Here is a 22673-nt window from a genome sequence, read left to right as displayed (position 1 = left end):
AAACGTGACGAAATCGATTTGTGTATATTGCGGCGCCAACGCCGGCGCCAACCCCGTCTACGCCGAGGCGGCGCGCGCGCTGGGCCGCGCCCTGGTGGCGGAGAACATCGCCCTGGTCTACGGCGGCGGCAACGTCGGCCTGATGGGCATCATCGCCGACGAGGTGCTGCGCCTGGGCGGCGAGGTCACCGGCGTGATCCCCTCCGCGCTGGTCGAGCGCGAGGTGGGGCACACCGGCCTGACGCGCCAGTTCATCGTCAAGGACATGCACGAGCGCAAGGCCATGATGGCCCAGCTGGCCGACGGCTTCATCGCCATGCCGGGCGGCATGGGCACGCTGGAGGAACTGTTCGAGATGCTGACCTGGTCGCAACTGGGCATCCACGCCAAGCCGATCGGCCTGCTCAACGTGGACGGCTTCTACGACAGCCTGGTCGGCTTCATCGCCCACGCCAAGGAGCAGGGCTTCATCCGTCCGGCGCACGCCGCGCTGATGATGGTGGAGACGGCGGCCGAGCCGCTGTTGCAACGGATGCGGGCGCTGCAGGCCTGACGCCGACACCCGGCGCGGGCTAACCCAGCCCTAAAACCCAACAGCCGCCCGGCCCAGGCCAGGCGGCTTTTTTGCGTTCGCGGCGTCGCCGCTCGCGCGGCGCCAACCGATTCGGCCTCCTTGCGTCGCATTGCAACAACGTTGCCCAGGATAAATTCAATTGTTTTCAAGCACTTACCTGCGGGAATCCTTCGATATCGAATATGCATGCTTTACTGGTAATTATATTTGGCAACTTCAAGTATCAAAAACTCATTATTTGTGTTCCAATAGCATCACTCGGACATATTTCAGTCTAGGCCCGCGAGATGTTTGGTGCAGGCGACAAGACTTGACCACATTCATTGGAGCTCGTTTGAAAACTTCCACCCTCGTTTCCGCCCTGGCCTTCGCCGCCATGTCCCTTGCCGGCAGCGCCCACGCCACCGTGATCGATTTCACCGACTTGGCCAACAACCGCCTCGTCGTGCCGCTGACCGTACCGAGCTATCTGGAAGACGGCTTCAAGGTGACTGCGCATGGCTTGTTCGCCAGCCTGGTCGCCACCTCGAACCTGAATTTGTTGCAGTACGCCGGTTCGACCGCCGTGGCGGGCACCTTCGGTTCGGTTATCGAGCTGCAGCGCGCCGACGGCGGCGCCTTCAACTTCAATTCCATCGACCTGATCAAGCTCTCCAAGCTTAACGTCGGCGGCAATTCGGTCACCTTCACCGGCACCTTCGCTGCCGGCGGCACGATCAGCCAGGACGCCACGTTCGGCAAGAATTTCAGCTTCACCAACAACGCGTTCAGCGGCTTCACGAACCTGAAGTCGGTCACTTGGCAGGAAGACCGCAACGTGCTGCGCGACTTCCAGTTCGACAACATCAACGTCAGCGCCGTGCCGGAACCAGGCAACTACGCCATGCTGGCCGCCGGGCTGGGCCTGTTGGCCTTCGTCAGCCGTCGTAAAAAAGCCGCCTGAGGGCTGCGCTCCCGCGCACCGTTGGTGCTCAATTAAAAAAACCGCTCATCGAGCGGTTTTTTTTCGGGCAGTCGGCGTGGCGGGCGGGTCAGCCCGGCAACCATAAACGCTGGCCGGCATGGTCCAGCTGGGTCAGGTAGAGCCGCAAGTCGAATTCGTATTGGTGATAATTCGGCTCCATATATTGGCAAAGCTTATAAAATGGCTTGTCGTGCTGCTTTTCCTTCACGTGCGCCAGCTCGTGCACGGCGATCATGCGCAGGAACTCCAGCGGCACCTCCTTGAACATGGTGGCGACGCGGATCTCGTGCTTGGCCTTCAGCTTGCCGCCCTGCACGCGCGAGATCGAGGTGTGCAGGCCCAGCGCGTGGTTGATCACGTGGATCTTGCTGTCGTACTCGACCTTGTTGATCGGCTCGGCGTTGCGCAGGAACTCGGTCTTCAAGTCCTGCACGTACTGGTACAGCGCCTTGTCGGTGCGCAAGTCGTGCGCCTTGGGGTAGCGCTTGAGCAGCACCTCGCCCAATTTGTTTTGCGCGAGCAGTTGCGACACTTGTTGCTGGGTTTGTTCGGAGTAGGCACTCAGGTACTTCAGGGCGGACATGGCGGGGTGGGGCGGAGCGAATCGAGGCGAGAATGTACCATACTTGGCGGAAACGCCGTATGATCGGGCTGGTCCGCTTCGGATTTGCTTCGGACTCGCTTCTTTTTCCACACTCGTTTTCAGCCTCAGCTTGTTATGCGCACCCATGTCAGCTCGGTCGGCCTGTTGATCCACGGCGATCCGGCCCTTTCCTTCAGTTATCCCGAGCACATCGAGCGCGCCAGCCTGGACGCCTTGCCCAGCCAGCCCGGCGTCTACCTGTTCCGCGACGAGGCCGGCGTCGCCATCTACGTCGGCAAGAGCGTCAATGTGCGCGGCCGCGTGCTCAGCCATTTGCGCACGCCGGACGAGAGCCAGATGCTGCAACGCACCCGCCGGGTCGACTTCGAGCGCTGTGGCGGCGAGCTCGGCGCGCTGCTGCGCGAGTCGCGGCTGATCAAACAGTTGCAGCCGGTGTTCAACCAAAAGCTGCGCCGCCTGCGCGAAATGTGCTCGTGGCGGCTGGACGGCGGCGCGCCGCAGCTGGTGTTCGCGCGCGACTGCGATTTCGCCGCCACCGAGGGCCTGCACGGACTGTACGGCAGCCGGGCCAGCGCGCAGCAGGCGCTGCGCGAGCTGGCCGACGCGCACGGCCTGTGCGCCGGTGTGCTGGGCCTGGAGCCGCTGGCGCGCGGCCGGCCCTGTTTCGCGCGGCAACTGGGGCGCTGCGGCGGCGCCTGTGTCGGCGTGGAGGTGGCGCAGCACGCGGCGCGCGTCAGCGCCGCCTTGCTGCCGTGGCGCGTGGCGCCGTGGCCGTACGCGGGGCCAGTCGGCATCGTCGAGGAGTCGGACGGGCTGCGCCAAGTGCAACTGGTGGACCGCTGGTGCTATCTCGGTCCGCGCCCGGCGGGCCGCAAGCGGGCGCCGCCGCGCGCCGCGGCGCAGTTCGACATCGATGTGTACCAGATTCTCGCCAAGCCGCTGTTGCGGGGCGGCTTGACGCTGGAGCTGCTCAGCGAGCCGCTTGGCGATCGCTTGCCAAGGTGTTGCGAATAAATCCACGCTCCGCTGATTTATCGACAAGAAAGTAAACGGCGAGTATACTTGAATTCACATTTCGAGATGTTCTTGATTGCAACAACTTCATGGGTGCTTCCGGCACCACATTTGAATACTGCGTCGGCGAGCGGGCCGTAGCAGGTCTCGCAACTAAATCAAGGCGCCAGGCGTTAATGCGGCGTGGCCCTGCGGATCAAGGGATGGAGCTTATGGCATCGTATTCCAAGTCTGTCAAGTCAGCAACGGCTGCGACACACGCGCCAGCCACCGAGCAGTCCGCATTCTTGGAGAACATTCTCGAGTCTTCAACCGAGTATTCCATCGTCGGCAAAGACCTCACGGGCAAGATCGAGCTTTGGAATGCAGGAGCACGCCGGGTGTATGGCTACGCGCCTGAGGAGGTGATCGGCAAAGCCAACTCCGCCATGCTGCATACGCCGGAGGACATTGCCGCCGGCAAGCCCGAGCAGGTGATGAGCGCCGCCTTGAAGTTGGGCAAGTGGGAAGGCACCATTCAGCGCGTGCGGAAAAACGGCGAGCGCTTCACGGCGCGCGTGGTCATCACGCCGCGCCGTGACGGCAATGGCAATCCCATCGGTTTTCTGCTGATTTCAAAGGACATTTCGGATGAAATCCGCCTGACGGAAGAATTGAAGGCGACCCAGTTCTACGCGCGCAGCCTGATCGAAGCCTCGCTCGACCCACTGGTGACCATCAGCCCGGAAGGAAAGATCACCGACGTCAACGAGGGTTCCATCAAGGTGACGGGTGTGGAACGCGAACGGCTGATCGGCGCCGACTTTTCCGACTACTTCACTGAACCGGAGAAGGCGCGCGAAGGCTACCAGCAAGTGTTCTCCAAGGGGGCGGTCACCGACTACCCGTTGACCATTCGGCACAAGGACGGCCGCCTGACCGACGTGCTGTACAACGCCTCGGTGTACAAGGATGCACAGGGCGGCGTACTGGGCGTGTTCGCGGCCGCGCGCGACGTCACCGCGCAAAAGCAGGCCTCGCAATATGCGCGCAGCCTGATCGAGGCCTCGCTCGACCCCCTCGTGACGATCAGCCCGAAAGGCAAGATCACGGACGTGAACGAAGGTTCGATCAAGGTCACCGGCGTGGAGCGCGAGCGCCTGATCGGCGCCGATTTTTCCGACTACTTCACGGAGCCGCAAAAAGCACGCGAAGGCTACGAGAGGGTGTTTGCGGAAGGCTTCGTCACCGACTACCCGCTGACCATCCGCCACAAGGACGGGCGCCAGACGGACGTGCTCTACAACGCCTCGGTCTACAAGGATTCGGGCGGCAACGTCCTCGGCGTGTTCGCCGCGGCGCGCGACGTCACCGTGCAAAAGCAAGCCTCGCAATATGCGCGCAGCCTGATCGAAGCATCGCTCGACCCCCTGGTCACGATCAGCGTGGAGGGCAAGATCACGGACGTGAACGAAGCCTCGGCCGAAATCACGGGCCTGGCGCGCGAAAAGTTGATCGGCACCGACTTTTCCGACTATTTCACTGAGCCTGAAAAAGCCCGCGAGGGCTACAAGCAAGTTTTCGAGAAGGGCCAGGTATCGAACTATCCGCTGACGATCCGCCATCGCGACGGCAAGCTCACCGATGTGTTGTACAACGCTTCGGTATATAAGGACACGCTGGGCAAGGTGCTGGGCGTGTTCGCCGCCGCGCGCGACGTGACGGCGCAAAAGAAGGCCGAGGCGGCCGTTGCGGAACAGCGCAACAATGAGCTCGAACGCCTTGCCGAACTGGAACGATTCCAGCGCCTGACCGTCGGCCGTGAATTGAAAATGATCGAACTGAAGAAGGAAATCGCGGAGGGGAAGAAGACCATCGACGAGCTGCGCCGAAAGAGCGGTGCCTAAGTGCCCCACCATGGACCTCCCCGAAAAATATAGCCAGGACGACTACGCCAGGGCCTTGCTCAATATTCTCGACGACGCCGCCGCCGAAACGGCGCGCCTGCATGCGACCCAGCGCGCCGTCGTCAATATTCTCGAGGACGCGGCAACCGAGCGCGAACTGCTGCGCGACACCCAGCGCGCCGTCGTCAACATTCTCGACGATGCGGCCGGCGAACGGGCTCAGCTGGAGTTGACGCAAAGGGCCGTGCTCAATATTCTGGAAGACTCCGGCGACGAGAAAATGCACCTGGAAGAAATCCAGAAGGCGGTGCTCAACATCCTCGACGACCTGGCCGGCGAAATGCAGGAGCGCACCCGGCTCGAAGAGCGCTTCCGGGCCCTGCTCGAAACGGCGCCCGACGCGATCGTGATCGTCGACGACGGCGGGCGCATCGTGCTGGTCAATGCGCAGACGGAAAAGCTGTTCGGCTACGAACGCGCCGAACTGCTGGGCCAACGGCTGGAAATTCTGCTGCCGGAGCGTTTCCGCGAGCACCATCCCGTCCACCGCCTGCGGTTTGGCGCCGAACCGCGCGTGCGGCCCATGGGCGCAGACCTGGAACTGCACGGCCGGCGCAAGGACGGCAGCGAGTTTTCCACCGAAATTCTGCTCAGCCCGGTCGAAACGGACGAGGGGACGCTGGTCTCGGCCGCCATCCGCGACGTCACCCGCACCAAGGAGATCGAGCACCAGATCCGCGCCTCGCTCAAGGACAAGGAAGCGCTGCTGCAGGAGATCCATCACCGGGTGAAGAACAATCTGCAGATCATCGCCAGCCTGCTGTCGCTGCAGTCGGGCTATATCAGCGATCCGACCACCTTGGCGAAGTTCCAGGAAAGCCAGGGCCGCATCCGCTCCATGGCGCTGATCCACGAAAAACTGTACCAATCCGCAACCCTGGCGCTAGTCGACCTGGCCGACTACGTGCAATCGCTCGCCGCCATCCTGTTGCGCACCTACAGCGCGAACGAGCGCGTGCGATTGGAAACGCGGCTGCATCCGGCCATGGTCACCATCGACACCGCCGTGCCGGTGGGGCTGATGCTCAATGAGCTGCTGACCAACGCGCTCAAGTACGCCTTTCCCGACAACCGCCAGGGCCGCCTGCTGGTGTCGATCGACTTGGCCGCCGACGGCACGCTGATCCTGGGCGTGCACGACGACGGCGTCGGCTTGCCGCCCGATTTCCAGCTGGAAAATGCATCGTCCCTGGGATTGCGCCTGGTCAGGATGTTCGCCAAACAGCTGCGCGCCGCCATCACGTTCCGTTCGGTCCCCGGCAACACGGGGTTTGACATCCAATTCAAGGAGGCGGCGACCGGATCGCCGTAACCCATATGCAAGACGCTGAAAAAAAAATCCGCGTCCTGGTGGTCGAGGACGAGATCGTCGTATCGGAAGACCTGCAGCAAAGGCTGGTCGAGCTCGGCTTCGACGTCGCCGGCGCGGCCGACACGGGGGCCGAGGCGGTGGCCTTCGCCGAGGCGACCCGGCCCGATGTCGCGCTGATGGACATCATGCTGCACGGCAAGCCAGAGGGCATCGAGGCCGCCACCGTGCTGCGCGACGACTTGAACATTCCCGTCATCTACCTGACTGCGCACAGCGATGCGGCCACGCTGCGCAAGGCCAAGCTGACCGATCCGGCCGGTTACATCGTCAAGCCGTTTGACGATGCGCAGTTGCGCGTGGCGCTGGAGCTGGCGCCGGCGCGCCACGCGATGGAGCAGAGGGCGCGCCAGGCGGCGCGCTGGCTCAGTGCCACGCTCAGCAGCGTGGGCGATGCCGTCATCGCCACCAATATGCGCGCCGAGATCACGCTGCTCAATCCGGCCGCTGAAAAAATGACGGGCTGGACCCAGGACGAGGCCGCCGGCAAGCCGTGCGCGCAAGTGCTGCGGCTCAAGCATCACGATACTGGCGCGCTGCTGGAGGATCCGGCCACCCGGGCGTTGCGCGATGGCGTCGTGGTGCGACTGGACCCGGATACCGTGCTGGTCGCGCGCTCGGGCGCGGAATGCTTTGTCGACGACAGCGCCTCGCCCATTACCGATGAGACCGGCATGACGCTGGGCGCGGTCGTGGTGCTGGTCGACGCCACCGACCGCGCACACGCGCACAGCCGGGTCCAGGCGCTGACGCGCCAGGTGGCCGAGCTGATGGCGGAAAAGGACAAGCACGAGGCCGTCAGCGCGGAACTGGAGGCGTTCGCCGCCGCGATCAGCCACGACCTGCGCGGCCCGCTGGCGGCCATTTCCGGCTTTTCCTATCTGCTGGCCGAGCGCCACCGGGAGCGGCTCGATTCCTCCGGACAGAAATTCATCGACTACGTGCGCACCAGCGCGTTGCAGATGGAGCGCATGGTCGAGGACTACCTTGCCTTTCTCAAGTCCAACCGCGAACACGTCTTGACGATGGAGCCGGTCGACCTGAGGGCAGCTTGGCGCTGGCCGAGTTCGCCACCCTGGCCGGCATGCCGGGTGCGCGCGCCGCCAACTTCGTGTGCGGTCAACTGCCGCCGGCATGGGGCGACGAGGGCATGTTGCGCCAGGTGCTGATCAATCTGCTGGGCAATGCCCTGAAGTATTCTAGCCGGACCCCGCAGGCCGTGGTGGAACTCGGTTTTGTGCCGGATGCTCCTTGCCCGGCCTACTATGTGCGCGATAACGGCGCCGGTTTCGATGTGGCCAACGCGAAGGGATTGTTCGAACCGTTTCACCGTTTCCATCGCGACGCCGACTTTCCCGGCACCGGGGTCGGGTTGGCCATCGTCAAGCGCGTCGTCGAGCGGCACGGCGGCAGGCTGTGGTGCGAGAGCAGGCCCGGCGCCGGCGCGACGTTCTATTTCAGTTTGGCGGCGCCTGTTCCGGGCCGGGCGTGAAGGGAACCGCGTGGCGAGCATACTGATGGTCGACGACCATAGCGTGCACCGAAATTTTCTGCTGGCACTGCTTGGCGGGACAGTGTGCCTGTGCTTCATCTTAGTTGAGCGGCCATTCCCCGCTGCGTTTGATTTTCGCATGCATCGCGTCCGTCCGGGGCCAAAATCCAACTCACATGGCCAGATCATATAGCTGAGTATTCGCATCGAATGCGTGCTTTCACTTTCCGGGGGGATGCCATCGAACGCGTTGCCTAGCCATGAAACCCGGCTTCCCGTTGGTGTCGGATAGCGAGCACCAGAATCGCATCATATTTCGCTTCGTAAGTGTAGAGAGCGACATAGCCCGTTTGACCTTGCGAGATTACAAGTTCGCGTAGGCCGAATTCTACTTGCCGTCCGATCATTGGATGACGGCCAAGAATGCTGATGGCCTCATCGATAAGGTCCAATGTTTCCAGCTCGTTCAAGCCGCCTTCCGACAGAAAATCGTTGATGCGTTCGAGGTCGGCAAGCGCCTGGCTTGAATAGCTTATTTGCGCCATGGTTTGAGCGCTGGCTTGACCGTCTGCCTATTGGCGAGACGTTCCCGCAGATAGGCGTGAACGTCGTCCGCATTGTAGCCTTGTCCATTTTGCAGCATTGCTGCGTGCGCGCTCTGGGCTTGCGCCAGGAATTGTGAGCGCTGCTCAACGCCATCGGCAGCCTGCCGGATCGCGTCGACCATGAAGGCATGGGTGCTGACCCCCAATTCTTGGGCAGCGGAAGCGGCCCGCTGCTTGAGTTCCTCAGATAGCTTGAGCGAAGTGGTCGACATGATAATTGAGTGCGTGTGAGGGTGTTACTAGGGTAACACCGTTCCAGGCTTTGCCTCAAGTGCCACGTTCGGCGGCGTCAAATCTGTGCTTGAGGTCGTCCTACAATTTGGCCGATGTCCTGGTGAGTCAGCTCGTCACGCTTTAGGTCAATAGGCGCCGAATACCCTATCCAGCGCGGTCTGGATGTCAAATTGATGGATCTGGGTAAGGAATGCTTCCTCTATTCCTGCCGGGATTGCTGTAGATGTCGAAACGCCCCATCAGAAGGCGCGCCATTCTTGCAGTGCCACGCCTTCTGCTTCGACTACGCCGTTGTAGGCCGCGATGAATTCGGCATGCTGTGCGTTCCACTGCGGTTCCTTGCGCATCTGTATTTCTTCGCGCAGTCTTTGTTCGCAAACTTGGGAAATGTTGAAGCCAAGGTTTTTTGCGTCAAGGTAACCGTCCATGGCCAGACTGATGTTGGTGGCCTTCTTGGACGGTATTTTCGCTGCATGTGAAGCAAGGCGTGCCGGTTTCATATTTAGCCCAATGCGCATCATGAACGTGGGTGCTTAATGTGCATTATACCCATGACGCGGATGGATGATGGCGCCGTCGCTCAGCGTTCGCGCCCGCGCCGGCGCGCGTTCTCGAAGGCGGCGCGGGTTTGCTCCTCGTCGCGCTGGCCGAAGGCGTAGTTGGCCTCCAGCCACATCACGTTGATGATGGCCAGGGACAGCGCCAGGCCGATCCCCAATATCCAGGCGAAATACCACATGGTTGCTCCTTTTCTTAGTAGGCGGTGTGTTCGTTGTCGCGGATGTGCTCCAGCGTGACCTTGCCGCGCACCACGCGGTAGACCCAACTGGTGTATAGGACGATGATCGGCAGCATGACGACGACCACCCAGAACATCACGCCCAGGCTCTTGTGGCTGGCCACGGCGTCCCAGGCGGTCAGGCTGCTGCCCGGCGCCAGCGACGACGGCATGATGAAGGGGAACATCGCCGCGCCGGCGGTCAGGATGATGGACGCCACGCTCAGGCCGCTGGCCAGGAAGGCGCTAACGGTGTGGCGGCGCGCGCTCAGCAGCATCACCAGCGCCGCGCCGGCGATGGCGGCGACCGGGAAGGCTTGCGTCAGCGGGTAGCGGGTGTAGTTGTCCAGCCAGGCGCCGCGCGCCTGCAGCACCGTCTTGGCGACCGGCATGAAGGCGCTGTTGACGTCGGGCATGGTGTCGATGCGGTAGCCGGCGATGCCGGTGGCAACCCACACGCCGGCGGCGGAGAACAGCAGCATCGTCAGCGCCGCCGCCCAGATCGCCAGGCTGCGGGCGCGGCGGGCGATGTCGCCCTCGGTTTTTTGGTGCAGGAAGGTGGCGCCGTGCATCGCCAACATGGCCACGCTGAGCACGCCGGCCAGCAGGCCGAAGGGGTTGAGCAGGCCGAAGAAGTCGCCGCTGTAGCTCATGCGCATGGTGTCGTCGTAGGCGAAGGGCACGCCCTGCAGCAGGTTGCCGAAGGCCACGCCGAAGATCAGCGGCGGCACGAAACCGCCGGTGAACAGGCCCCAGTCCCAGGCGTTGCGCCAGCGCGGGTCGGCGATCTTGCTGCGGTAGTCGAAGCCGACCGGGCGGAAGAACAGCGCGAACAGGCACAGCATCAGCGCGATGTAGAAGCCGGAGAAGGCCGCCGCGTAAACCAGCGGCCAGGCGGCGAACAGGCAGCCGCCGGCGGCGATGAACCAGGTCTGGTTGCCCTCCCAGGTCGGGCCGATGGTGTTGATGATGACGCGCCGCTCGGCGTCGTTCTTGCCGAGGAAGGGCAGCGACATGCCGACGCCGAAGTCGAAGCCGTCGGTCAGGGCGAAGCCGATCAGCAGCACGCCGACGAAGCACCACCAGATCACTTTATACGTTGCGTAGTCGAATAACATGTTCTCTCCTCAATGCGCGGCGGGCTGTGCCGCCAACGCCGCTTGTTCCCAGTGGTACTTGCCGGTGTGCAGGCTGCTCGGTCCCAGGCGGGCGAACTTGAGCATCAGCGTCATCTCGATCACCAGCAGCAGCGTGTAGAAGCCGATGAAGCCGGCCAGGCTGAAGTAGAGGTTGCCGACCGACTGGGTCGAGGCCGACAGGTGGGTCGGCAGGATGCCGGCGATGGTCCAGGGCTGGCGGCCGTACTCGGCCACCACCCAACCGAGCTCGGCGGCGACCCAGGGCAGGGGGATGGCGCAGACGGCAAGGCGCAGCAGCCAGCGTTGCGAGGCCAGGCGCTTGCGCACCAGGAAGTAGAACGAGGCGCTGAAGATGAACAGGAACAGGATGCCCAGGCCGACCATGAGGCGGAAGGACCAGAACAGCGGCGCCACCTTGGGGATGGTGTCGTTGACGGCCAGTTTGATCTGCGCTTCGGTGGCGTCGATCACCTGGGGCGTGTACTTCTTCAGCAGCAGGCCGTAGCCGAGGTCGTCCTTGAGCGCGCTGAAGGCGGCGCGCGCCTCCGGCGATTTGTCGCCGGCCTTCAGCCGGCTCAGCGCGGCGTAGGCCTTCATGCCGTTGCGGATGCGCACTTCGTGGTTGCGCTTGAGTTCCTTGATGCCGGTCACCTGCTGGTCGGCCGAGCGGGTGGCGATCAGGCCCAGCACGTAGGGGATCTTGACGGCGTAGTCGGTGCGCTCGGCGGCGTCGTTGGGCAGGCCGATCAGGGTGATGCCGGCCGGCGCCGGCTCGGTCTCCCATTCGGCCTCGATGGCGGCCAGCTTGACCTTGTTGACCTCGCCGGCGGTGTAGCCGGACTCGTCGCCCAGCACGATCACCGACAGGGTCGAGGCCAGGCCGAAGCCGGCGGCGATGGCGAAGGAGCGCAGGGCGAAGGGGATGTCGCGCGCCTTCAGCAGGTAGAAGGCGGAGATGCCGAGCACGAACATCGACGCCGTCACATAGCCGGCCGCGACGGTGTGGACGAACTTGACCTGGGCCACCGGATTGAGGAAGACCTCGCTAAGGCTGACCAGCTCCATGCGCATGGTCTCGAAGTTGAACTCGGCGCCGACCGGGTGGTTCATCCAGCCGTTGGCGATCAGGATCCACAGCGCCGACAGGCTGGAGCCGAGGGCGACCAGGAAGGTCACGCCCAGGTGCTGCACCTTGGACAGCTTGCTCCAGCCGAAGAAGAACAGGCCGACGAAGGTCGATTCGAGGAAGAAGGCCATCATGCCCTCGATCGCCAGCGGGGTGCCGAAGATGTCGCCGACGTAGTGCGAGTAGTAGGCCCAGTTGGTGCCGAACTGGAATTCCAGCGTGATGCCGGTGGTCACGCCCATGGCGAAGTTGATGCCGAACAGCTTGCCCCAGAACTTGGTCATGTCGCGGTAGATCTCTTTGCCGGTCATCACGTAGACCGACTCCATGATGACCAGGATCCAGGACAGCCCCAGGGTGAGGGGAACGAATAAGAAGTGATACATCGCGGTGGCAGCGAACTGCAGGCGCGACAAACTGACGACGTCGTCGAGAGGACTCATCATAGACCTTTGCGAGAGAGCGGGTGGTGGGTATGGGTTGTGGCCGCCGGCGCGGCGCGGCGGCTGCGCGCGGCGTGCTTAGTCGCGCTGGGTGCCGGGCGGCGGCGCGGCGCGCGCCTGCACGCTCGGCGCCGGTGCCGGTGCCGGCGCCGGCGCTGTCTGCTGCTGCTGCTGCTGCTGCTGCTGCGCGGCGAAGAAGTGTTGCTGCACCTGGGCCGCCGGCACGCGCATGTGTTTCGCTTGCGGGGTGGAGAAGAATGCCAGCCACAGGCCGTACAGGACCAGGGCCTTGAGCAGCAGCGCCAGCGTGATGGCCAGCGCCAGGGAGGAGCCATGCAGGTGGCGCGGCATCTTAGTTGTCCCGGCCGCCGTCGCGGCTGCCGCCGCGCGCGTCGTCGGCCGGTTCGGCCAGTTCGTCCGGCGCGTTGGCGTTGGCGCCGCTGCGGCCGAAGCCGAGCTTGCCGCGCACGGTGTCGCCGACGTCGAGCAGTTTCTTCACGGTCGATCCCATCTTCATCAGGCCGGCCAGGGTTTCCGGCGACAGGCGCTGGACGTCGTCGAACCAGGAGCTGGACAGTTCGATCAGGTCGTACATCTCGCGCATGCGCTGTTGGGCGATGCGGTCCTCCTCGGTGGCCGGCGTGTCCAGCAGGGCGTCGCGCAGCATCGACAGGGTCGGCTCGACCTCGCGCCGGCGGCGCTCTTCGAGCAACTGCCTTCCAAGATTTCCCAGATGTCCTTGGGCGGTTCGAAGTATTCGCGGCGGTCGCCCGGCTGGTGCAGCAGCTTGACCAGGCGCCAGGATTGCAGCTCCTTCAAGCCCATCGACACGTTGGAGCGCGAGAAGCCGAGGAACTCGGCGATCTCGTCGGCGTTGAGTGGCCGGCCCAGCACGTAGAGCAGGGCGTACATTTGCCCGACGGTGCGGTTGATGCCCCAGCGGCTGCCCATCTCGCCGAAGTGGAGGATGAATTTGGTCGCCAGCGGGCTGAGGTTCTGCATATGATTCCTTCTTTTCCAATTTTCAGTAATTACTGAAATTATAGGACATCTAAGAATTCGGCGTATGGGAGCTACTCATTTCGATGTATGACAGAAAGATCAGAGGCGCTATATAATCACTTATATCGCGCTACCCACTCACCGATAAAGGATGTTCACGATGTCTTGTTCGCCGTCTGCCACCCCGTTCCGCCGCCGCTTGATGCTGGCGCTGCTGTTGTCCGCCGGCGCAGTGTCGGCCCAGGCCGCCGACATCACCGTCTCGGCCGCCGCCAGCCTGACCAACGCCTTCAAGGAGATCGCCCGGGCCTACGAGAAGGAGCACGCCGGCGACAAGGTGTTGCTCAACTTCGCCGCCTCGGATGCGTTGGTGCAGCAGATCGGCAAGGGTGCGCCGGTCGACGTGTTCGCCTCGGCCGACCAGGAGGCGATGGACAAGGCCGAGGGCATGAAGCTGCTGCAGCCGGGCACGCGCAAGAATTTCGTCAGCAACAGCGTGGTGCTGATCGCGCCGCTGTCGAGCACGCTGGGGCTGAAGAGCCTGGCCGATTTGCAGCAGGCCGGCGTCACCCGCGTCACCCTGGGCAACCCGGCCAGCGTGCCGATCGGCCGCTACGCCAGGCACGCGCTGGAGCAGGCCAAGCTGTGGGCCGCCGTCGAGCCCAAGGCCATCTACGGCACGTCCGTGCGGCAGAGCCTGGACTACGTGGCGCGCGGCGAGGTCGACGCCGGCTTCGTCTACGCCACCGATGTGGCGGTGCAGAAGGACAAGGTCAAGCTGGTGGTGACGGTGCCGACCGAAACGCCGGTCACCTATCCCATCGCCGCCATCGCCAGCGGTCCGCAGCAGGCCGGCGGCCGCCAGTTCATCGCCTTCGTGCTGGCGCCGGCCGGCCAGGCCATCCTCGGCAAGTACGGCTTCGGCCGTCCCTAGGCAACCATGGCGGAGATGCTGGCCACCTGGCGCGAGGTATTGCTGAACGGCCCGGCGTGGACCGCGCTGGGCCTGTCGCTAAAGGTGGCCTGTTGGGCCACGGCGCTCGACCTGCTGTTCGGCATCGGCTTCGGCTATCTGCTGGCGCGCTGCCGCTTCGCCGGCCGCGAGCTGCTCGACGCCATGTTGACCCTGCCGATGGTGATGCCGCCGACCGTGCTGGGCTACTATCTGCTGGTGCTGATCGGCCGCGAGGGCTGGCTCGGCGCCTGGCTGCAAACCAATTTCGGCATCAACCTGATTTTCACCTGGCAGGCGGCGGTGATCGCCGCCGCCGTGGTGGCGTTTCCGCTGGTGCTCAAGTCGGCCCGCTCGGCCTTCGAGACGGTCGACCCGCAGCTGGAGCAGGCCGCGCGCGTGCTGGGCCTGCCGGCGGCGGCGGTGTTCCTGCGCGTGACCCTGCCGCTGGCCTGGCGCGGCGTGCTGGCCGGCACCCTGCTGGCCTTCGCCCGCTCGATGGGCGAGTTCGGCGCCACGCTGATGGTGGCCGGCAGCATTCCCGGCAAGACGCAGACCCTGTCGATCGCCGTCTACGAGGCGGTGCAGGCGGGGCAGGACGACAGCGCCAACCTGCTGGTCGTCATCACCTCGCTGACCTGTATCGTGGTGCTGATACTGGCCAACAAACTCACGCCGAACCGCAACAAGGGAGGCAGCCATGGCTAAGCCCGATCTGCAAATCAAGTTGGACATCCGCAAGACGCTGCGCTCGGGCCAGCGTGAATTCCATCTGCAAGCCAGCTTCGCCTCGGCCAGCCAGCGCATTGTCATCTACGGCGCCTCGGGCGCCGGCAAGAGCCAGCTGCTGAAGGCCGTGGCCGGGTTGATGACGCCGGACGCCGGCCGCATCGAGCTGGGCGGCGTGGCGCTGTTCGACCGCTCCGCCGGGCTGGACTTGGCGCCGCAGCGGCGCCAGGTCGGCTACCTGTTCCAGGACTACGCGCTGTTTCCCCATTTGAACGTGCGGCAGAATATCGCCTTCGGTTTGCAGCGCGGCTGGTTCAATCCGCTCAGCCGGGTCGACAACGAGGCCTTGCGCTACTGGCTGGCGGCCTTCGAGTTGGACGCGGTGGCGCAGCAGTTGCCGGACCAGTTGTCGGGCGGGCAGCGGCAGCGGGTGGCGTTGGCGCGCGCGCTGATCGCCCATCCGCGCGCGTTGCTGCTCGACGAGCCGTTCGCCGCGCTCGACCCGGCCTTGCGCGCGCGCATGCGCGGCGAGCTGGACGCGCTGCAACGCCGCCTGGCCATTCCCATGATCATGATCACCCACGATCCGGACGACGCGCTGGCCTTCGGCGAACATGTGCTGCGCATGGACGATGGTAGGATCACGGATGTCGACGATGTGGAGAGAATTGCGCAATATGAAGCCTAGTATCGAACAATCGCAGAAACAGCCGGCCGAACAACAGGCTGAGCAACCGCCCTCAGCGCCGCAAGAACACAAGCCGGAAGCCCAGCTGGCGCTGCAGGGCAATGTGTGGATGACCATCGGCGGCGAGAAGTTCGGCGGCCAGGACCGCGTCGCCTTGTTGGCGGCCATCGCCGAGCACGGCTCGATCACGGCGGCGGCGAAGGCCATCAAGATGAGTTACAAGGCGGCTTGGGACGCCATCGAGGCGATGAACAACCTGGCCGGCGAGACCTTGGTCGAGCGGCTGGCCGGCGGCAAGGGCGGCGGCGGCACGCGGCTGACCCAGCGCGGCGCCCAATTGGTGGAGAACTTCCGCCTGATCGAACAGGAGCACCGCCAGTTCGTCGCCCACCTGAGCCAGCAGTCGCACGCGCTGGCCGATGACTTTTTGTTGATCCAGAAGATGAAAATGAAAACCAGCGCACGCAACCAGTTCAGCGGCATCGTCACCAGCCTCAAGCGTGGCGCCGTCAACGACGAGGTCACGCTGGAGATCATGGGCGGCCAGCATATCGTCGCCACCATCACCTGCGACAGCACCGACAGCCTGGGGCTGGCGGTGGGCGCCTCGGCCTTCGCGCTGGTCAAGGCGTCGGCCATCATCGTCGTCAGCGATGCCGGCGCGGCGCGCTTCTCGGCGCGCAACCAGTTGGCCGGCAGCATCACGCGGCTGCAAGTGGGCGCGGTGAACTCCGAGGTGAGCATCGAGCTGCCGGGCGGCGGCACCATCGCCGCCATCGTCACGCGCGACAGCGGCGACACGCTGGGCTTGGCCGTCGGTGGCGCCGTCAGCGCCATCTTCAAGGCCTCCAGCGTCATCATCGGCCGCGCCGGCTAGCTGGCGCCGTCGCGCTGCCGGGCGCTGGCGAACTGCGCCGGCGTGGTGCCGAGGATGCGGCGGAACAGGGCGATGAAGCTGCTGACGCTGTCGTAGCCCAGCTCCATCGCCACCGTCGTCACCGACTGCCCGGCGGCCAGCCATTCCACGCCCTTTTGCAGGCGCGCGATCTGACGCCATTCCACCAGCGACATGCCGGTCTCGGCGCGGAAGTGGCGCGAGATGCTGCGCCGCGACAGGCCCAGCCGCAGCGCCCAGCCGTCCAGGTCGGTGTCGTCGGCCGGATCGTCGGCGATGACGGCCGCCATCGTCTGCAGGCGCGGCTGGCGCGGCATGGTCAGATGCAAGGGGTCCGGCTCTGCGTTGCCGATCTCGTCGAGGAACACCGTCATCAGGCGCAGCGCGGCGGCGTTGTCCGGCACGCCATGCGGCCATTCGCTCATGCGTTCCAGCAGGGCGCGTGCCAGCGAGGAAATGCGCAGCACCTTCGGCTGCGTCGGCAGCGCCGCGCACAGTGCCGCGTGCATATGGATGGTGTAGCCGGCCAGGCCGTGCTTGAGCTGGTGGCCGTGCACGCTGGCGGCGTGTGGCATGTTCGGCGGCACCCATCCGAGCCTGCCAGGCGCCAACACAGAGCGGTCGCCGCCGGCCTCGACGACGATCAAGCCCTGGAAGGCGATGTACATCTGGCCCTCGGGATGGCTGTGGATGTGCTTGATTTTTTCCGCCGAGGCGAATTGCGGCGTCAGCTGCATCGGCGCCTGGTCGTTGACGGTGATGTCGAAGGTGTTGGGGGATTGCAAATTGTGGCCCGATCGCGTCATTTCTTGTCTTCCGGAAGTTAGCCGGACAATCGCGATGCTGTCAAGCTGTGCTTTTCGTTCACAGCATGAGGAGCCAGCATGACCACCATAGACACCAACGACGTGCTCGAGCGCATGCGCGATGTCGCCGCCGACTTGTGCGAGGTCTTCTGGCAGCAGGAGCCGGTGATCGAGCTCGACGAGATGTTCGCCGCCTTCCAGCGCATCGACGGCGGCGCCGGCGCCGCGCTGCGCGCCAGCCTGGCCGAGGCGTATCCGCACATCGGCTGGCTGGACGGCGAGCTGGAGCGGGCTGCCGCCAACGACGACGACGAGGACGACGGTGATGGCGATGGCGGGGACGCCGGCGAGTGCCGTGGCGAGCGCAATGGCGGCGGCGAGGGCGAGGGCGCGTCGGCCCGTCGGCAGTCGCGCGGCGAATACTGGATCTGCGACGCCATCGACGGCGCTGTGATGTTCGTGCGCGCCATTCCCAATTGGGCGATGTCGCTGACGCTGGTGCGCGACGGCGAGGCGGTCTTCGCCACCGTCTACGACCCGCTGCACGACGAAACCTTCCACGCCCTGGCCGGCGGCGGCGCCTTCCGCAACGGCAAGCCGATGCGCGTCAACGACAAGGGCAGCCACTACCACGGCATCGTCGCCAGCAGCCAGCCGCCGTATGTGGGCAAGGACCAGCAGGCGATGGCGCGCGCCGGGCAGTCGCTCAGCGGCATGCTGCGCGACGTGGTCGCGGTGCGCAACTTCGGCCCGACCTCGCTGCAACTGGCCTACGTGGCATGCGGCCGCCTCGACGCCTTTTGGGAGTTCGGCGAGGACGGTTTCAATTGCATCGGCGCGGCGTTGCTGGTGCGCGAGGCCGGCGGCCTGGTGACCCAGGTCGACGGCCTGCCCTACGGCCTGGGCGCGACCGCCAGCATCGCCGCCGCGCCGCCGGCGGTGCACGCCTCGATGCTGGTACGCCTGCGCGAAAGCTTGCCGGAGACCACCGCCAGCACAACATGCCGCCCGCACGCCCCCCAGCCGCCAAGCCAGGAGCTGGCGGCGGCGTGAACACGGCCCCGTGCGGGAGCAGCGGAGGCAGCGGGTAGCAAGTAGCTGGTAGCTGGTAGCGGGCAGCGGGCAGCGGTAGCGGCAAGCGGCAAGCGGCCAGCTATCGGCCCTCAGCCGCTAGTGCCGCTAATGCCGCTAAGTTAAGCCTCGGCAGCCCGTCGATGGCCTTCATTTTCACCCCGTACCCCGATCCGCTAAGGTCGGGGTCAGACCCCGTACGGGGTCTGACCCCTGGCTTGCGGGGTTATGCCAGCAGGCCACTCACCCATGAACCACCTTAACGTAGCGGCATTACCCTCAGCTACTGGCTGTCAGCCGCTGGCCGGCGGAGGCGGCATCAGCGTTCCCCTTCGGGCTTGCCTCCCTGCCGCGTGCTGCCCTTGGTTTGCTGCTCGGAGCTGCCGACGCGAGTGGCCGACTTGGCCTCGCCGCGCGCCGCCGACTGCCGGCTCTCGCCGCCCTTGCGGCCGATCTCGGCCATGTGTTCGCGGTCGCGGCTGACCGCCTCGCCGCCTTTCTGTCCGGCGCGGCGCGCCTCCTCCGAGTCGAACTCGTGCGCCGTGCCTTTTTGATGCGCCGCCTGGCCGCCCTTGCTGGCGATTTCGCGCTGGGTTTCCTCGTCCATGGCGGCGAAGCCGCGTTTGGCCGTGCCCTTCTGGCTGCTCTGGTTGTCCGACTTTTGAGTGCTGCCCTTGCCTTGCTCGCTGCCTTGGTTACTAGCCATGTCCGTCTCCTGATGTCGATGGGAAAACTGCTTGGAGTGGAGCAGCGCATCCTTCCCGCTGCTCTGTATGGTTAGAGGGCCGGGCCGGGTCTAAGTTCCGGCGCGCGCTCAGGAACGCGACGGCTTGTCGCCGCCGGCCTGGCCGCGGCGGCCGCTGCGGCGGCCGCCGCTGCCGCCACCGCTGCCGGGCGCGGGCCGGGGGCCGCTGTCGCCCTCCAGTTCCTGCTTGAGGTCGGCCATCTCGCCGTGCAGCGTGTCCAGGTCGAGGCCGGCCTGCCGCGCCTTGGGAAACAGATTGCTTTCCTCGTCGCTGATGTGCTGCTCGAGCTGCTCGCGCAGCACGGTGACGGTGGCGTCGACCTGCTCGTCGTCCGGCTCCAGCGCCTCGATCTGGTGGATCAAGTCGCTGACCGAGGCGTGCGCCGCCTCGGCCTCGTCCATCAGCTCGTCGTCGCCGATGGCGGCGCGCAGGGCCGGGTAGAAGATCTCCTCCTCGAGCTTGCTGTGCACGGTGATCTGCTCGCACAGCTGCTCGACCAGCTCGGCTTTCAAGTCGGCCTCGTCGCGTTGCGCGCGCAGCTGGTCGAACTCGCGGAACAGCTGCTTGACCTTCTGGTGGTCGGCCAGCAGCATGGCGATGGCGTCGCTGGCCGAATACGGGGTAGATGGGCGTTGTTGGCTCATGATGGCGCTCCTTTTAGTGATTGAGTGATTGGCTCAATGGCTCAACACGGGGCGGCCCTGGCCGTTGGCGCCGTGCAGTCCCATGCGTTCGAGCGTTTGGCGCTGCCGCTCGGCGGCCTTGGCGCCTTCCTCGTTGGCCTTGCGCACCATGTCGTCGGCCAGCGCGTTGGCCGTGCGGCTGACGTTGGGCAGGTGGGCTTCGGCCGACTGGGCCAGGCTGTGGTTGGCGCGCGCCAGCGCGTCGGCCAGGCCTTGCTGGTAATTGCGCAGCGCATTGCCGCCGACATCGCCGCCGACATCGCCGCGCGCGCTGGCCAGCTGCTCGGCCGGGGTGGCGGCGGCCAGCATGCGCTGGCTGGCCTCGCCCAGCTCGGCCATGGCCTCCCTGGCCAGGCGCATGTTCACCTCGCTGATGGCCTGCAGCGACTCCAGCGCGCGCCGCGCCAGGTCGGTGTGGAAGTTGATCAAAACGTCGCAGTGGGCCTTGACGGCCGGTGAGAGTGCTTCCGCAAACATGGTTCTACCTCGCTGTTGTGTTCCTGGATGAAAAACCCCGGGGCCGGCCCGGGCATCGGGCTGCGGTGGCAGCAAAGGATAGACGTTGACGGCGCCGGCAAGTTCCGCGCGGGGCGAAATTGGGCGGTGGGGCAGGGCGGGGGGGAGGGAGGGTCGTGATACCCGGCGGGTATCACGACGGAGGGTGCGGCGGCCGGCGCGGCGGCCGGCGCGGGGCGGGCGCGGGGCGGGCGTTTAGGCGCGCGCCACCTGCAGCACCAGCTTGCCGAAGTTCTTGCCTTCGAACAGCATGTTGAGCGCCGCCGGGAAGTTCTCGATGCCCTGCACGATGTCCTCCTTGCTCTTGATCGCGCCCGACTGCAGCCATTTGCCCAGCGCGGCCACGCCGAGGTGGTAGCGGTCGGCGTAGTCGAACACCACGATGCCCTCCATGCGCGCGCGGTTGACCAGCAGCGACAGGTAGTTGGCCGGCCCCTTGACCGGCGTGGTGTTGTTGTACTGCGAGATGGCGCCGCAGATGACGATGCGGGCGCGCAGGTTGATGCGGGTCAGCACGGTGTCGAGGATCTCGCCGCCGACGTTATCGAAGTACACGTCGACGCCCTGCGGGCAATGTTCCTTCAGGCCGTCGCGCACCGAGCCCTGCTTGTAGTCGATGCAGGCGTCGAAGCCCAGCTCCTTGACGACGAAGTCGCACTTCTCCTTGCCGCCGGCGATGCCGACGACGCGGCAGCCGAGCTGCTTGGCGACCTGGCCGACGGTCTGGCCGACGGCGCCGGCGGCGCCCGACACCACCACCGTCTCGCCGGCCTTCGGCTGGCCGGACTCGAGCAGGCCGAAGTAGGCCGTCATGCCGGGCATGCCGAGCGTGTTCATATAGGTGGTCAGCGGCGCCAGCGCCGGGTCGACCTTGATGAAGGAGGCGCTCTTGTCGTCGGCCGCGCCGACCCAGTACTGCTGCACGCCGGTGCCGCCGGAGAGGTGCTCGCCGACGGCGAACTTGGCGCTGCGCGATTCCACCACCACGCCGATGCCGCCGGCCCGCATCACCTCGCCGATGGCCACCGGGCGGATGTAGGACTTGGCGTCGTTCATCCAGCCGCGCATGGCCGGGTCGAGCGACAGGTAGAGCACCTTGACCAGGATCTCGCCGTCGGCCAGGGCGCGCACCGGCTCCACCACTTGCTGCCAGTCGCTGTCCTTGACCATGCCCACGGGACGGGCGGCCAGGCGGAACTGCAGGTTCTCCAAGACTTGCGTTGTCATTTTTTCTTCCTCTCAATGGGCTGTGGGGCCTACTATACCGGATATTCGCACGACTGTGCTATTTTGTCTCGCCACCTAGTATTGTGGTCATTTCGTCAGCGTTTCGTGGTGGTTTTGCGACCACAGCGCCGCGCCGTGCGACAATACCGCCCTTGTTATTGTTCACCCACCGTTCACCAAGCCCAGCCATGACCCATCCCGAATACATTTTGACCCTCTCATGCCTTGACCAGCGCGGAATCGTTCATCGCGTATCGGGCTTCCTCGCCGAGCACGGCTGCAACATCATCGACTCGGCCCAGTTCGGCGACGCCGAGTCGCGCCTGTTCTTCATGCGCGTCCACTTCTCGCTCGACGACGGCGGCATCTCCGACCTGCTGCTGCGCGCCGACTTCGCCGAGCTGGCCGCCACCATGCAGCTCGACTGGGAGCTGCGCGACGCCCGCTACAAGCCGCGCGTGATGCTGATGGTGTCGAAGATCGGCCACTGCCTGAACGACCTGCTGTTCCGCTACAAGAGCGGCCTGCTGCCGGTGGAGATCCCGGCCATCGTCTCGAACCACATGGACTTCTACCAGCTGGCGGCCAGCTACAACATCCCCTTCCACCACCTGCCGCTGGCGGCCGGCGCGCCGGCCGAGGCCAAGGCGGCGCAGGAGGCCAAGGTGATCGAGCTGATGGGCACCCACCAGATCGACCTGGTGGTGCTGGCGCGCTACATGCAGATCCTCTCGCCGCAGCTGTGCACCGCGCTGAAGGGCAAGGCGATCAACATCCACCACTCCTTCCTGCCCAGCTTCAAGGGCGCCAAGCCCTACGCCCAGGCGCACCACCGCGGCGTCAAGCTGATCGGCGCCACCGCCCACTTCGTCACCGGCGACCTGGACGAGGGCCCGATCATCGAGCAGGACGTCGAGCGGGTCGACCATTCGATGGACGCCGAGACCCTGTCGGCGATCGGCCGCGACGTCGAGTGCGTGGTGCTGGCGCGCGCCGTCAAGTGGTTCGTCGAACACCGCATTTTGCAGAACGGCGACAAGACCGTCGTCTTCAAATAATTTATTTCATTT

General features: G+C 65.1%; 26 protein-coding genes and 1 pseudogene. 13 read left to right on the top strand and 14 right to left on the bottom strand.

Translation table 11 applies throughout. The features are described 5' to 3' along the window. The first annotated feature begins 4 nt into the window (after positions 1-4). Positions 5-553 (top strand): TIGR00730 family Rossman fold protein, encoded by a 549-nt coding sequence (locus QC826_RS19135; protein ID WP_279761988.1) that lies wholly within the window; start codon positions 5-7, stop codon positions 551-553. 355 nt (positions 554-908) lie between these two features. Then, positions 909-1517 (top strand): PEP-CTERM sorting domain-containing protein, encoded by a 609-nt coding sequence (locus QC826_RS19130; protein WP_279761987.1) that lies wholly within the window; start codon positions 909-911, stop codon positions 1515-1517. A gap of 88 nt (positions 1518-1605) precedes the next feature. Here QC826_RS19130 and QC826_RS19125 read toward each other — a convergent pair whose 3' ends face one another. Further along, complete coding sequence (locus tag QC826_RS19125) at positions 1606-2121, bottom strand: M48 family metallopeptidase (protein WP_093388464.1); 516 nt, start codon at positions 2119-2121, stop codon at positions 1606-1608. Positions 2122-2256: 135 nt separating this feature from the next. Here QC826_RS19125 and QC826_RS19120 point away from each other — a divergent pair, with 135 nt between their 5' ends. The 5 genes from QC826_RS19120 (at position 2257) to QC826_RS19100 (ending at position 7963) form a co-directional block, all read left to right on the top strand. Then, complete coding sequence (locus QC826_RS19120; RefSeq protein ID WP_279761986.1) at positions 2257-3156, top strand: endonuclease; 900 nt, start codon at positions 2257-2259, stop codon at positions 3154-3156. Between the two features lie 89 nt (positions 3157-3245). Continuing rightward, positions 3246-5042 carry a PAS domain-containing protein gene (locus tag QC826_RS19115; protein WP_313872680.1) on the top strand — a complete coding sequence of 599 codons (1797 nt, stop codon included), beginning with the start codon at positions 3246-3248 and terminating at the stop codon, positions 5040-5042. A 10-nt stretch (positions 5043-5052) separates the two neighbouring features. Continuing rightward, positions 5053-6414 carry a sensor histidine kinase gene (locus tag QC826_RS19110; protein WP_279761984.1) on the top strand — a complete coding sequence of 454 codons (1362 nt, stop codon included), beginning with the start codon at positions 5053-5055 and terminating at the stop codon, positions 6412-6414. Between the two features lie 5 nt (positions 6415-6419). Further along, a complete protein-coding gene (locus QC826_RS19105; protein ID WP_279761983.1) occupies positions 6420-7640 on the top strand; it encodes a response regulator in 1221 nt (406 codons plus the stop codon). Further along, on the top strand, positions 7622-7963 hold the full coding sequence (locus QC826_RS19100; RefSeq protein ID WP_279761982.1) for an ATP-binding protein: 342 nt from the start codon (positions 7622-7624) through the stop codon (positions 7961-7963). Before QC826_RS19105 ends, QC826_RS19100 begins: the two co-directional genes overlap by 19 nt. A 254-nt stretch (positions 7964-8217) precedes the next feature. On the opposite strand, the gene QC826_RS19095 is transcribed toward QC826_RS19100, so the two are convergent. The 8 genes and pseudogenes from QC826_RS19095 to QC826_RS19060 all read right to left on the bottom strand — a co-directional run bounded on the left by QC826_RS19095 (position 8218) and on the right by QC826_RS19060 (position 13290). Then, positions 8218-8508: a type II toxin-antitoxin system RelE/ParE family toxin gene (locus QC826_RS19095; protein WP_279761981.1), complete on the bottom strand. Its 291-nt coding sequence runs from the start codon at positions 8506-8508 to the stop codon at positions 8218-8220. After that, positions 8496-8780, bottom strand: a complete 285-nt coding sequence (locus tag QC826_RS19090; RefSeq protein WP_279761980.1) for a CopG family transcriptional regulator — start codon at positions 8778-8780, stop codon at positions 8496-8498. The genes QC826_RS19095 and QC826_RS19090 overlap by 13 nt, the downstream gene beginning before the upstream one ends. A gap of 261 nt (positions 8781-9041) precedes the next feature. Further along, on the bottom strand, positions 9042-9323 hold the full coding sequence (locus QC826_RS19085) for a type II toxin-antitoxin system CcdA family antitoxin (protein WP_279761979.1): 282 nt from the start codon (positions 9321-9323) through the stop codon (positions 9042-9044). A 59-nt stretch (positions 9324-9382) separates the two neighbouring features. Further along, complete coding sequence (gene cydX, locus QC826_RS19080; RefSeq protein ID WP_279761978.1) at positions 9383-9541, bottom strand: cytochrome bd-I oxidase subunit CydX; 159 nt, start codon at positions 9539-9541, stop codon at positions 9383-9385. 14 nt (positions 9542-9555) lie between these two features. Next, positions 9556-10698: a cytochrome d ubiquinol oxidase subunit II gene (gene cydB / locus QC826_RS19075; RefSeq protein WP_279761977.1), complete on the bottom strand. Its 1143-nt coding sequence runs from the start codon at positions 10696-10698 to the stop codon at positions 9556-9558. Between the two features lie 9 nt (positions 10699-10707). Further along, a complete protein-coding gene (locus QC826_RS19070; RefSeq protein WP_409567892.1) occupies positions 10708-12288 on the bottom strand; it encodes a cytochrome ubiquinol oxidase subunit I in 1581 nt (526 codons plus the stop codon). 78 nt (positions 12289-12366) lie between these two features. Further along, positions 12367-12639: a cytochrome oxidase putative small subunit CydP gene (gene cydP / locus QC826_RS19065; protein ID WP_279761975.1), complete on the bottom strand. Its 273-nt coding sequence runs from the start codon at positions 12637-12639 to the stop codon at positions 12367-12369. A gap of 1 nt (position 12640) precedes the next feature. Further along, positions 12641-13290: pseudogene (locus QC826_RS19060) on the bottom strand (GbsR/MarR family transcriptional regulator). A gap of 160 nt (positions 13291-13450) precedes the next feature. On the opposite strand from QC826_RS19060, the gene modA reads away from it, so the two are divergent. From modA to QC826_RS19040, 4 genes are all read left to right on the top strand, one after another. After that, positions 13451-14224, top strand: coding sequence for a molybdate ABC transporter substrate-binding protein (modA, locus tag QC826_RS19055; RefSeq protein WP_279761974.1), 774 nt, complete (start codon positions 13451-13453; stop codon positions 14222-14224). A gap of 6 nt (positions 14225-14230) precedes the next feature. Continuing rightward, entirely contained in the window at positions 14231-14950 is a 720-nt protein-coding gene (modB, locus tag QC826_RS19050) for a molybdate ABC transporter permease subunit (protein WP_245774268.1), read from the top strand. Between the two features lie 7 nt (positions 14951-14957). Further along, positions 14958-15659 (top strand): ATP-binding cassette domain-containing protein, encoded by a 702-nt coding sequence (locus QC826_RS19045; RefSeq protein WP_279766537.1) that lies wholly within the window; start codon positions 14958-14960, stop codon positions 15657-15659. Between the two features lie 109 nt (positions 15660-15768). Then, on the top strand, positions 15769-16536 hold the full coding sequence (locus QC826_RS19040) for a TOBE domain-containing protein (RefSeq protein WP_279766536.1): 768 nt from the start codon (positions 15769-15771) through the stop codon (positions 16534-16536). Here QC826_RS19040 and QC826_RS19035 read toward each other — a convergent pair. After that, complete coding sequence (locus tag QC826_RS19035; RefSeq protein WP_279761973.1) at positions 16533-17360, bottom strand: helix-turn-helix transcriptional regulator; 828 nt, start codon at positions 17358-17360, stop codon at positions 16533-16535. The two genes, QC826_RS19040 and QC826_RS19035, sit on opposite strands and share 4 nt — an antisense overlap. Before the next feature lie 78 nt (positions 17361-17438). Here QC826_RS19035 and QC826_RS19030 point away from each other — a divergent pair, with 78 nt between their 5' ends. After that, positions 17439-18413, top strand: coding sequence for an inositol monophosphatase family protein (locus QC826_RS19030; protein ID WP_279761972.1), 975 nt, complete (start codon positions 17439-17441; stop codon positions 18411-18413). A 337-nt stretch (positions 18414-18750) separates the two neighbouring features. Here QC826_RS19030 and QC826_RS19025 read toward each other — a convergent pair whose 3' ends face one another. The 4 genes from QC826_RS19025 to QC826_RS19010 all read right to left on the bottom strand — a co-directional run bounded on the left by QC826_RS19025 (position 18751) and on the right by QC826_RS19010 (position 21603). Next, complete coding sequence (locus QC826_RS19025; RefSeq protein ID WP_279761971.1) at positions 18751-19137, bottom strand: KGG domain-containing protein; 387 nt, start codon at positions 19135-19137, stop codon at positions 18751-18753. 108 nt (positions 19138-19245) lie between these two features. Next, a complete protein-coding gene (locus tag QC826_RS19020) occupies positions 19246-19821 on the bottom strand; it encodes a hemerythrin domain-containing protein (protein WP_279761970.1) in 576 nt (191 codons plus the stop codon). A gap of 33 nt (positions 19822-19854) precedes the next feature. Next, positions 19855-20337 carry a hypothetical protein gene (locus QC826_RS19015; protein WP_279761969.1) on the bottom strand — a complete coding sequence of 161 codons (483 nt, stop codon included), beginning with the start codon at positions 20335-20337 and terminating at the stop codon, positions 19855-19857. 234 nt (positions 20338-20571) lie between these two features. Continuing rightward, positions 20572-21603, bottom strand: a complete 1032-nt coding sequence (locus tag QC826_RS19010; RefSeq protein WP_279761968.1) for an NADP-dependent oxidoreductase — start codon at positions 21601-21603, stop codon at positions 20572-20574. Between the two features lie 188 nt (positions 21604-21791). Between QC826_RS19010 and purU the strand changes: the two genes are divergently transcribed. After that, positions 21792-22661 carry a formyltetrahydrofolate deformylase gene (gene purU, locus QC826_RS19005; protein ID WP_279761967.1) on the top strand — a complete coding sequence of 290 codons (870 nt, stop codon included), beginning with the start codon at positions 21792-21794 and terminating at the stop codon, positions 22659-22661. Positions 22662-22673 lie beyond the last annotated feature (12 nt).

Origin of the sequence: Rugamonas sp. DEMB1 (genome assembly GCF_029834475.1) — a bacterium.
Classification (GTDB): domain Bacteria; phylum Pseudomonadota; class Gammaproteobacteria; order Burkholderiales; family Burkholderiaceae_D; genus Rugamonas; species Rugamonas rubra.
The sequence above is the reverse complement of the archived record's forward strand: the minus strand, read 5'-3'. Positions and strand labels throughout refer to the sequence as shown.

What these genes read in the sequence shown, in the direction of transcription:
- cydB (WP_279761977.1), bottom strand. Translation starts at nt 10,698, where the DNA reads ATGTTATTCGACTACGCAACGTATAAAGTGATCTGGTGGTGCTTCGTC.
- QC826_RS19090 (WP_279761980.1), bottom strand. Translation starts at nt 8,780, where the DNA reads ATGTCGACCACTTCGCTCAAGCTATCTGAGGAACTCAAGCAGCGGGCC.
- cydX (WP_279761978.1), bottom strand. Translation starts at nt 9,541, where the DNA reads ATGTGGTATTTCGCCTGGATATTGGGGATCGGCCTGGCGCTGTCCCTG.
- QC826_RS19105 (WP_279761983.1), top strand. Translation starts at nt 6,420, where the DNA reads ATGCAAGACGCTGAAAAAAAAATCCGCGTCCTGGTGGTCGAGGACGAG.
- QC826_RS19020 (WP_279761970.1), bottom strand. Translation starts at nt 19,821, where the DNA reads ATGAGCCAACAACGCCCATCTACCCCGTATTCGGCCAGCGACGCCATC.
- QC826_RS19070 (WP_409567892.1), bottom strand. Translation starts at nt 12,288, where the DNA reads ATGAGTCCTCTCGACGACGTCGTCAGTTTGTCGCGCCTGCAGTTCGCT.
- QC826_RS19015 (WP_279761969.1), bottom strand. Translation starts at nt 20,337, where the DNA reads ATGTTTGCGGAAGCACTCTCACCGGCCGTCAAGGCCCACTGCGACGTT.
- QC826_RS19120 (WP_279761986.1), top strand. Translation starts at nt 2,257, where the DNA reads ATGCGCACCCATGTCAGCTCGGTCGGCCTGTTGATCCACGGCGATCCG.
- QC826_RS19100 (WP_279761982.1), top strand. Translation starts at nt 7,622, where the DNA reads ATGTTGCGCCAGGTGCTGATCAATCTGCTGGGCAATGCCCTGAAGTAT.
- QC826_RS19110 (WP_279761984.1), top strand. Translation starts at nt 5,053, where the DNA reads ATGGACCTCCCCGAAAAATATAGCCAGGACGACTACGCCAGGGCCTTG.
- QC826_RS19040 (WP_279766536.1), top strand. Translation starts at nt 15,769, where the DNA reads ATGACCATCGGCGGCGAGAAGTTCGGCGGCCAGGACCGCGTCGCCTTG.
- QC826_RS19085 (WP_279761979.1), bottom strand. Translation starts at nt 9,323, where the DNA reads ATGATGCGCATTGGGCTAAATATGAAACCGGCACGCCTTGCTTCACAT.
- purU (WP_279761967.1), top strand. Translation starts at nt 21,792, where the DNA reads ATGACCCATCCCGAATACATTTTGACCCTCTCATGCCTTGACCAGCGC.
- cydP (WP_279761975.1), bottom strand. Translation starts at nt 12,639, where the DNA reads ATGCCGCGCCACCTGCATGGCTCCTCCCTGGCGCTGGCCATCACGCTG.
- QC826_RS19095 (WP_279761981.1), bottom strand. Translation starts at nt 8,508, where the DNA reads ATGGCGCAAATAAGCTATTCAAGCCAGGCGCTTGCCGACCTCGAACGC.
- QC826_RS19115 (WP_313872680.1), top strand. Translation starts at nt 3,246, where the DNA reads ATGGGTGCTTCCGGCACCACATTTGAATACTGCGTCGGCGAGCGGGCC.
- QC826_RS19030 (WP_279761972.1), top strand. Translation starts at nt 17,439, where the DNA reads ATGACCACCATAGACACCAACGACGTGCTCGAGCGCATGCGCGATGTC.
- modB (WP_245774268.1), top strand. Translation starts at nt 14,231, where the DNA reads ATGGCGGAGATGCTGGCCACCTGGCGCGAGGTATTGCTGAACGGCCCG.
- QC826_RS19025 (WP_279761971.1), bottom strand. Translation starts at nt 19,137, where the DNA reads ATGGCTAGTAACCAAGGCAGCGAGCAAGGCAAGGGCAGCACTCAAAAG.
- QC826_RS19035 (WP_279761973.1), bottom strand. Translation starts at nt 17,360, where the DNA reads ATGACGCGATCGGGCCACAATTTGCAATCCCCCAACACCTTCGACATC.
- QC826_RS19010 (WP_279761968.1), bottom strand. Translation starts at nt 21,603, where the DNA reads ATGACAACGCAAGTCTTGGAGAACCTGCAGTTCCGCCTGGCCGCCCGT.
- QC826_RS19125 (WP_093388464.1), bottom strand. Translation starts at nt 2,121, where the DNA reads ATGTCCGCCCTGAAGTACCTGAGTGCCTACTCCGAACAAACCCAGCAA.
- modA (WP_279761974.1), top strand. Translation starts at nt 13,451, where the DNA reads ATGTCTTGTTCGCCGTCTGCCACCCCGTTCCGCCGCCGCTTGATGCTG.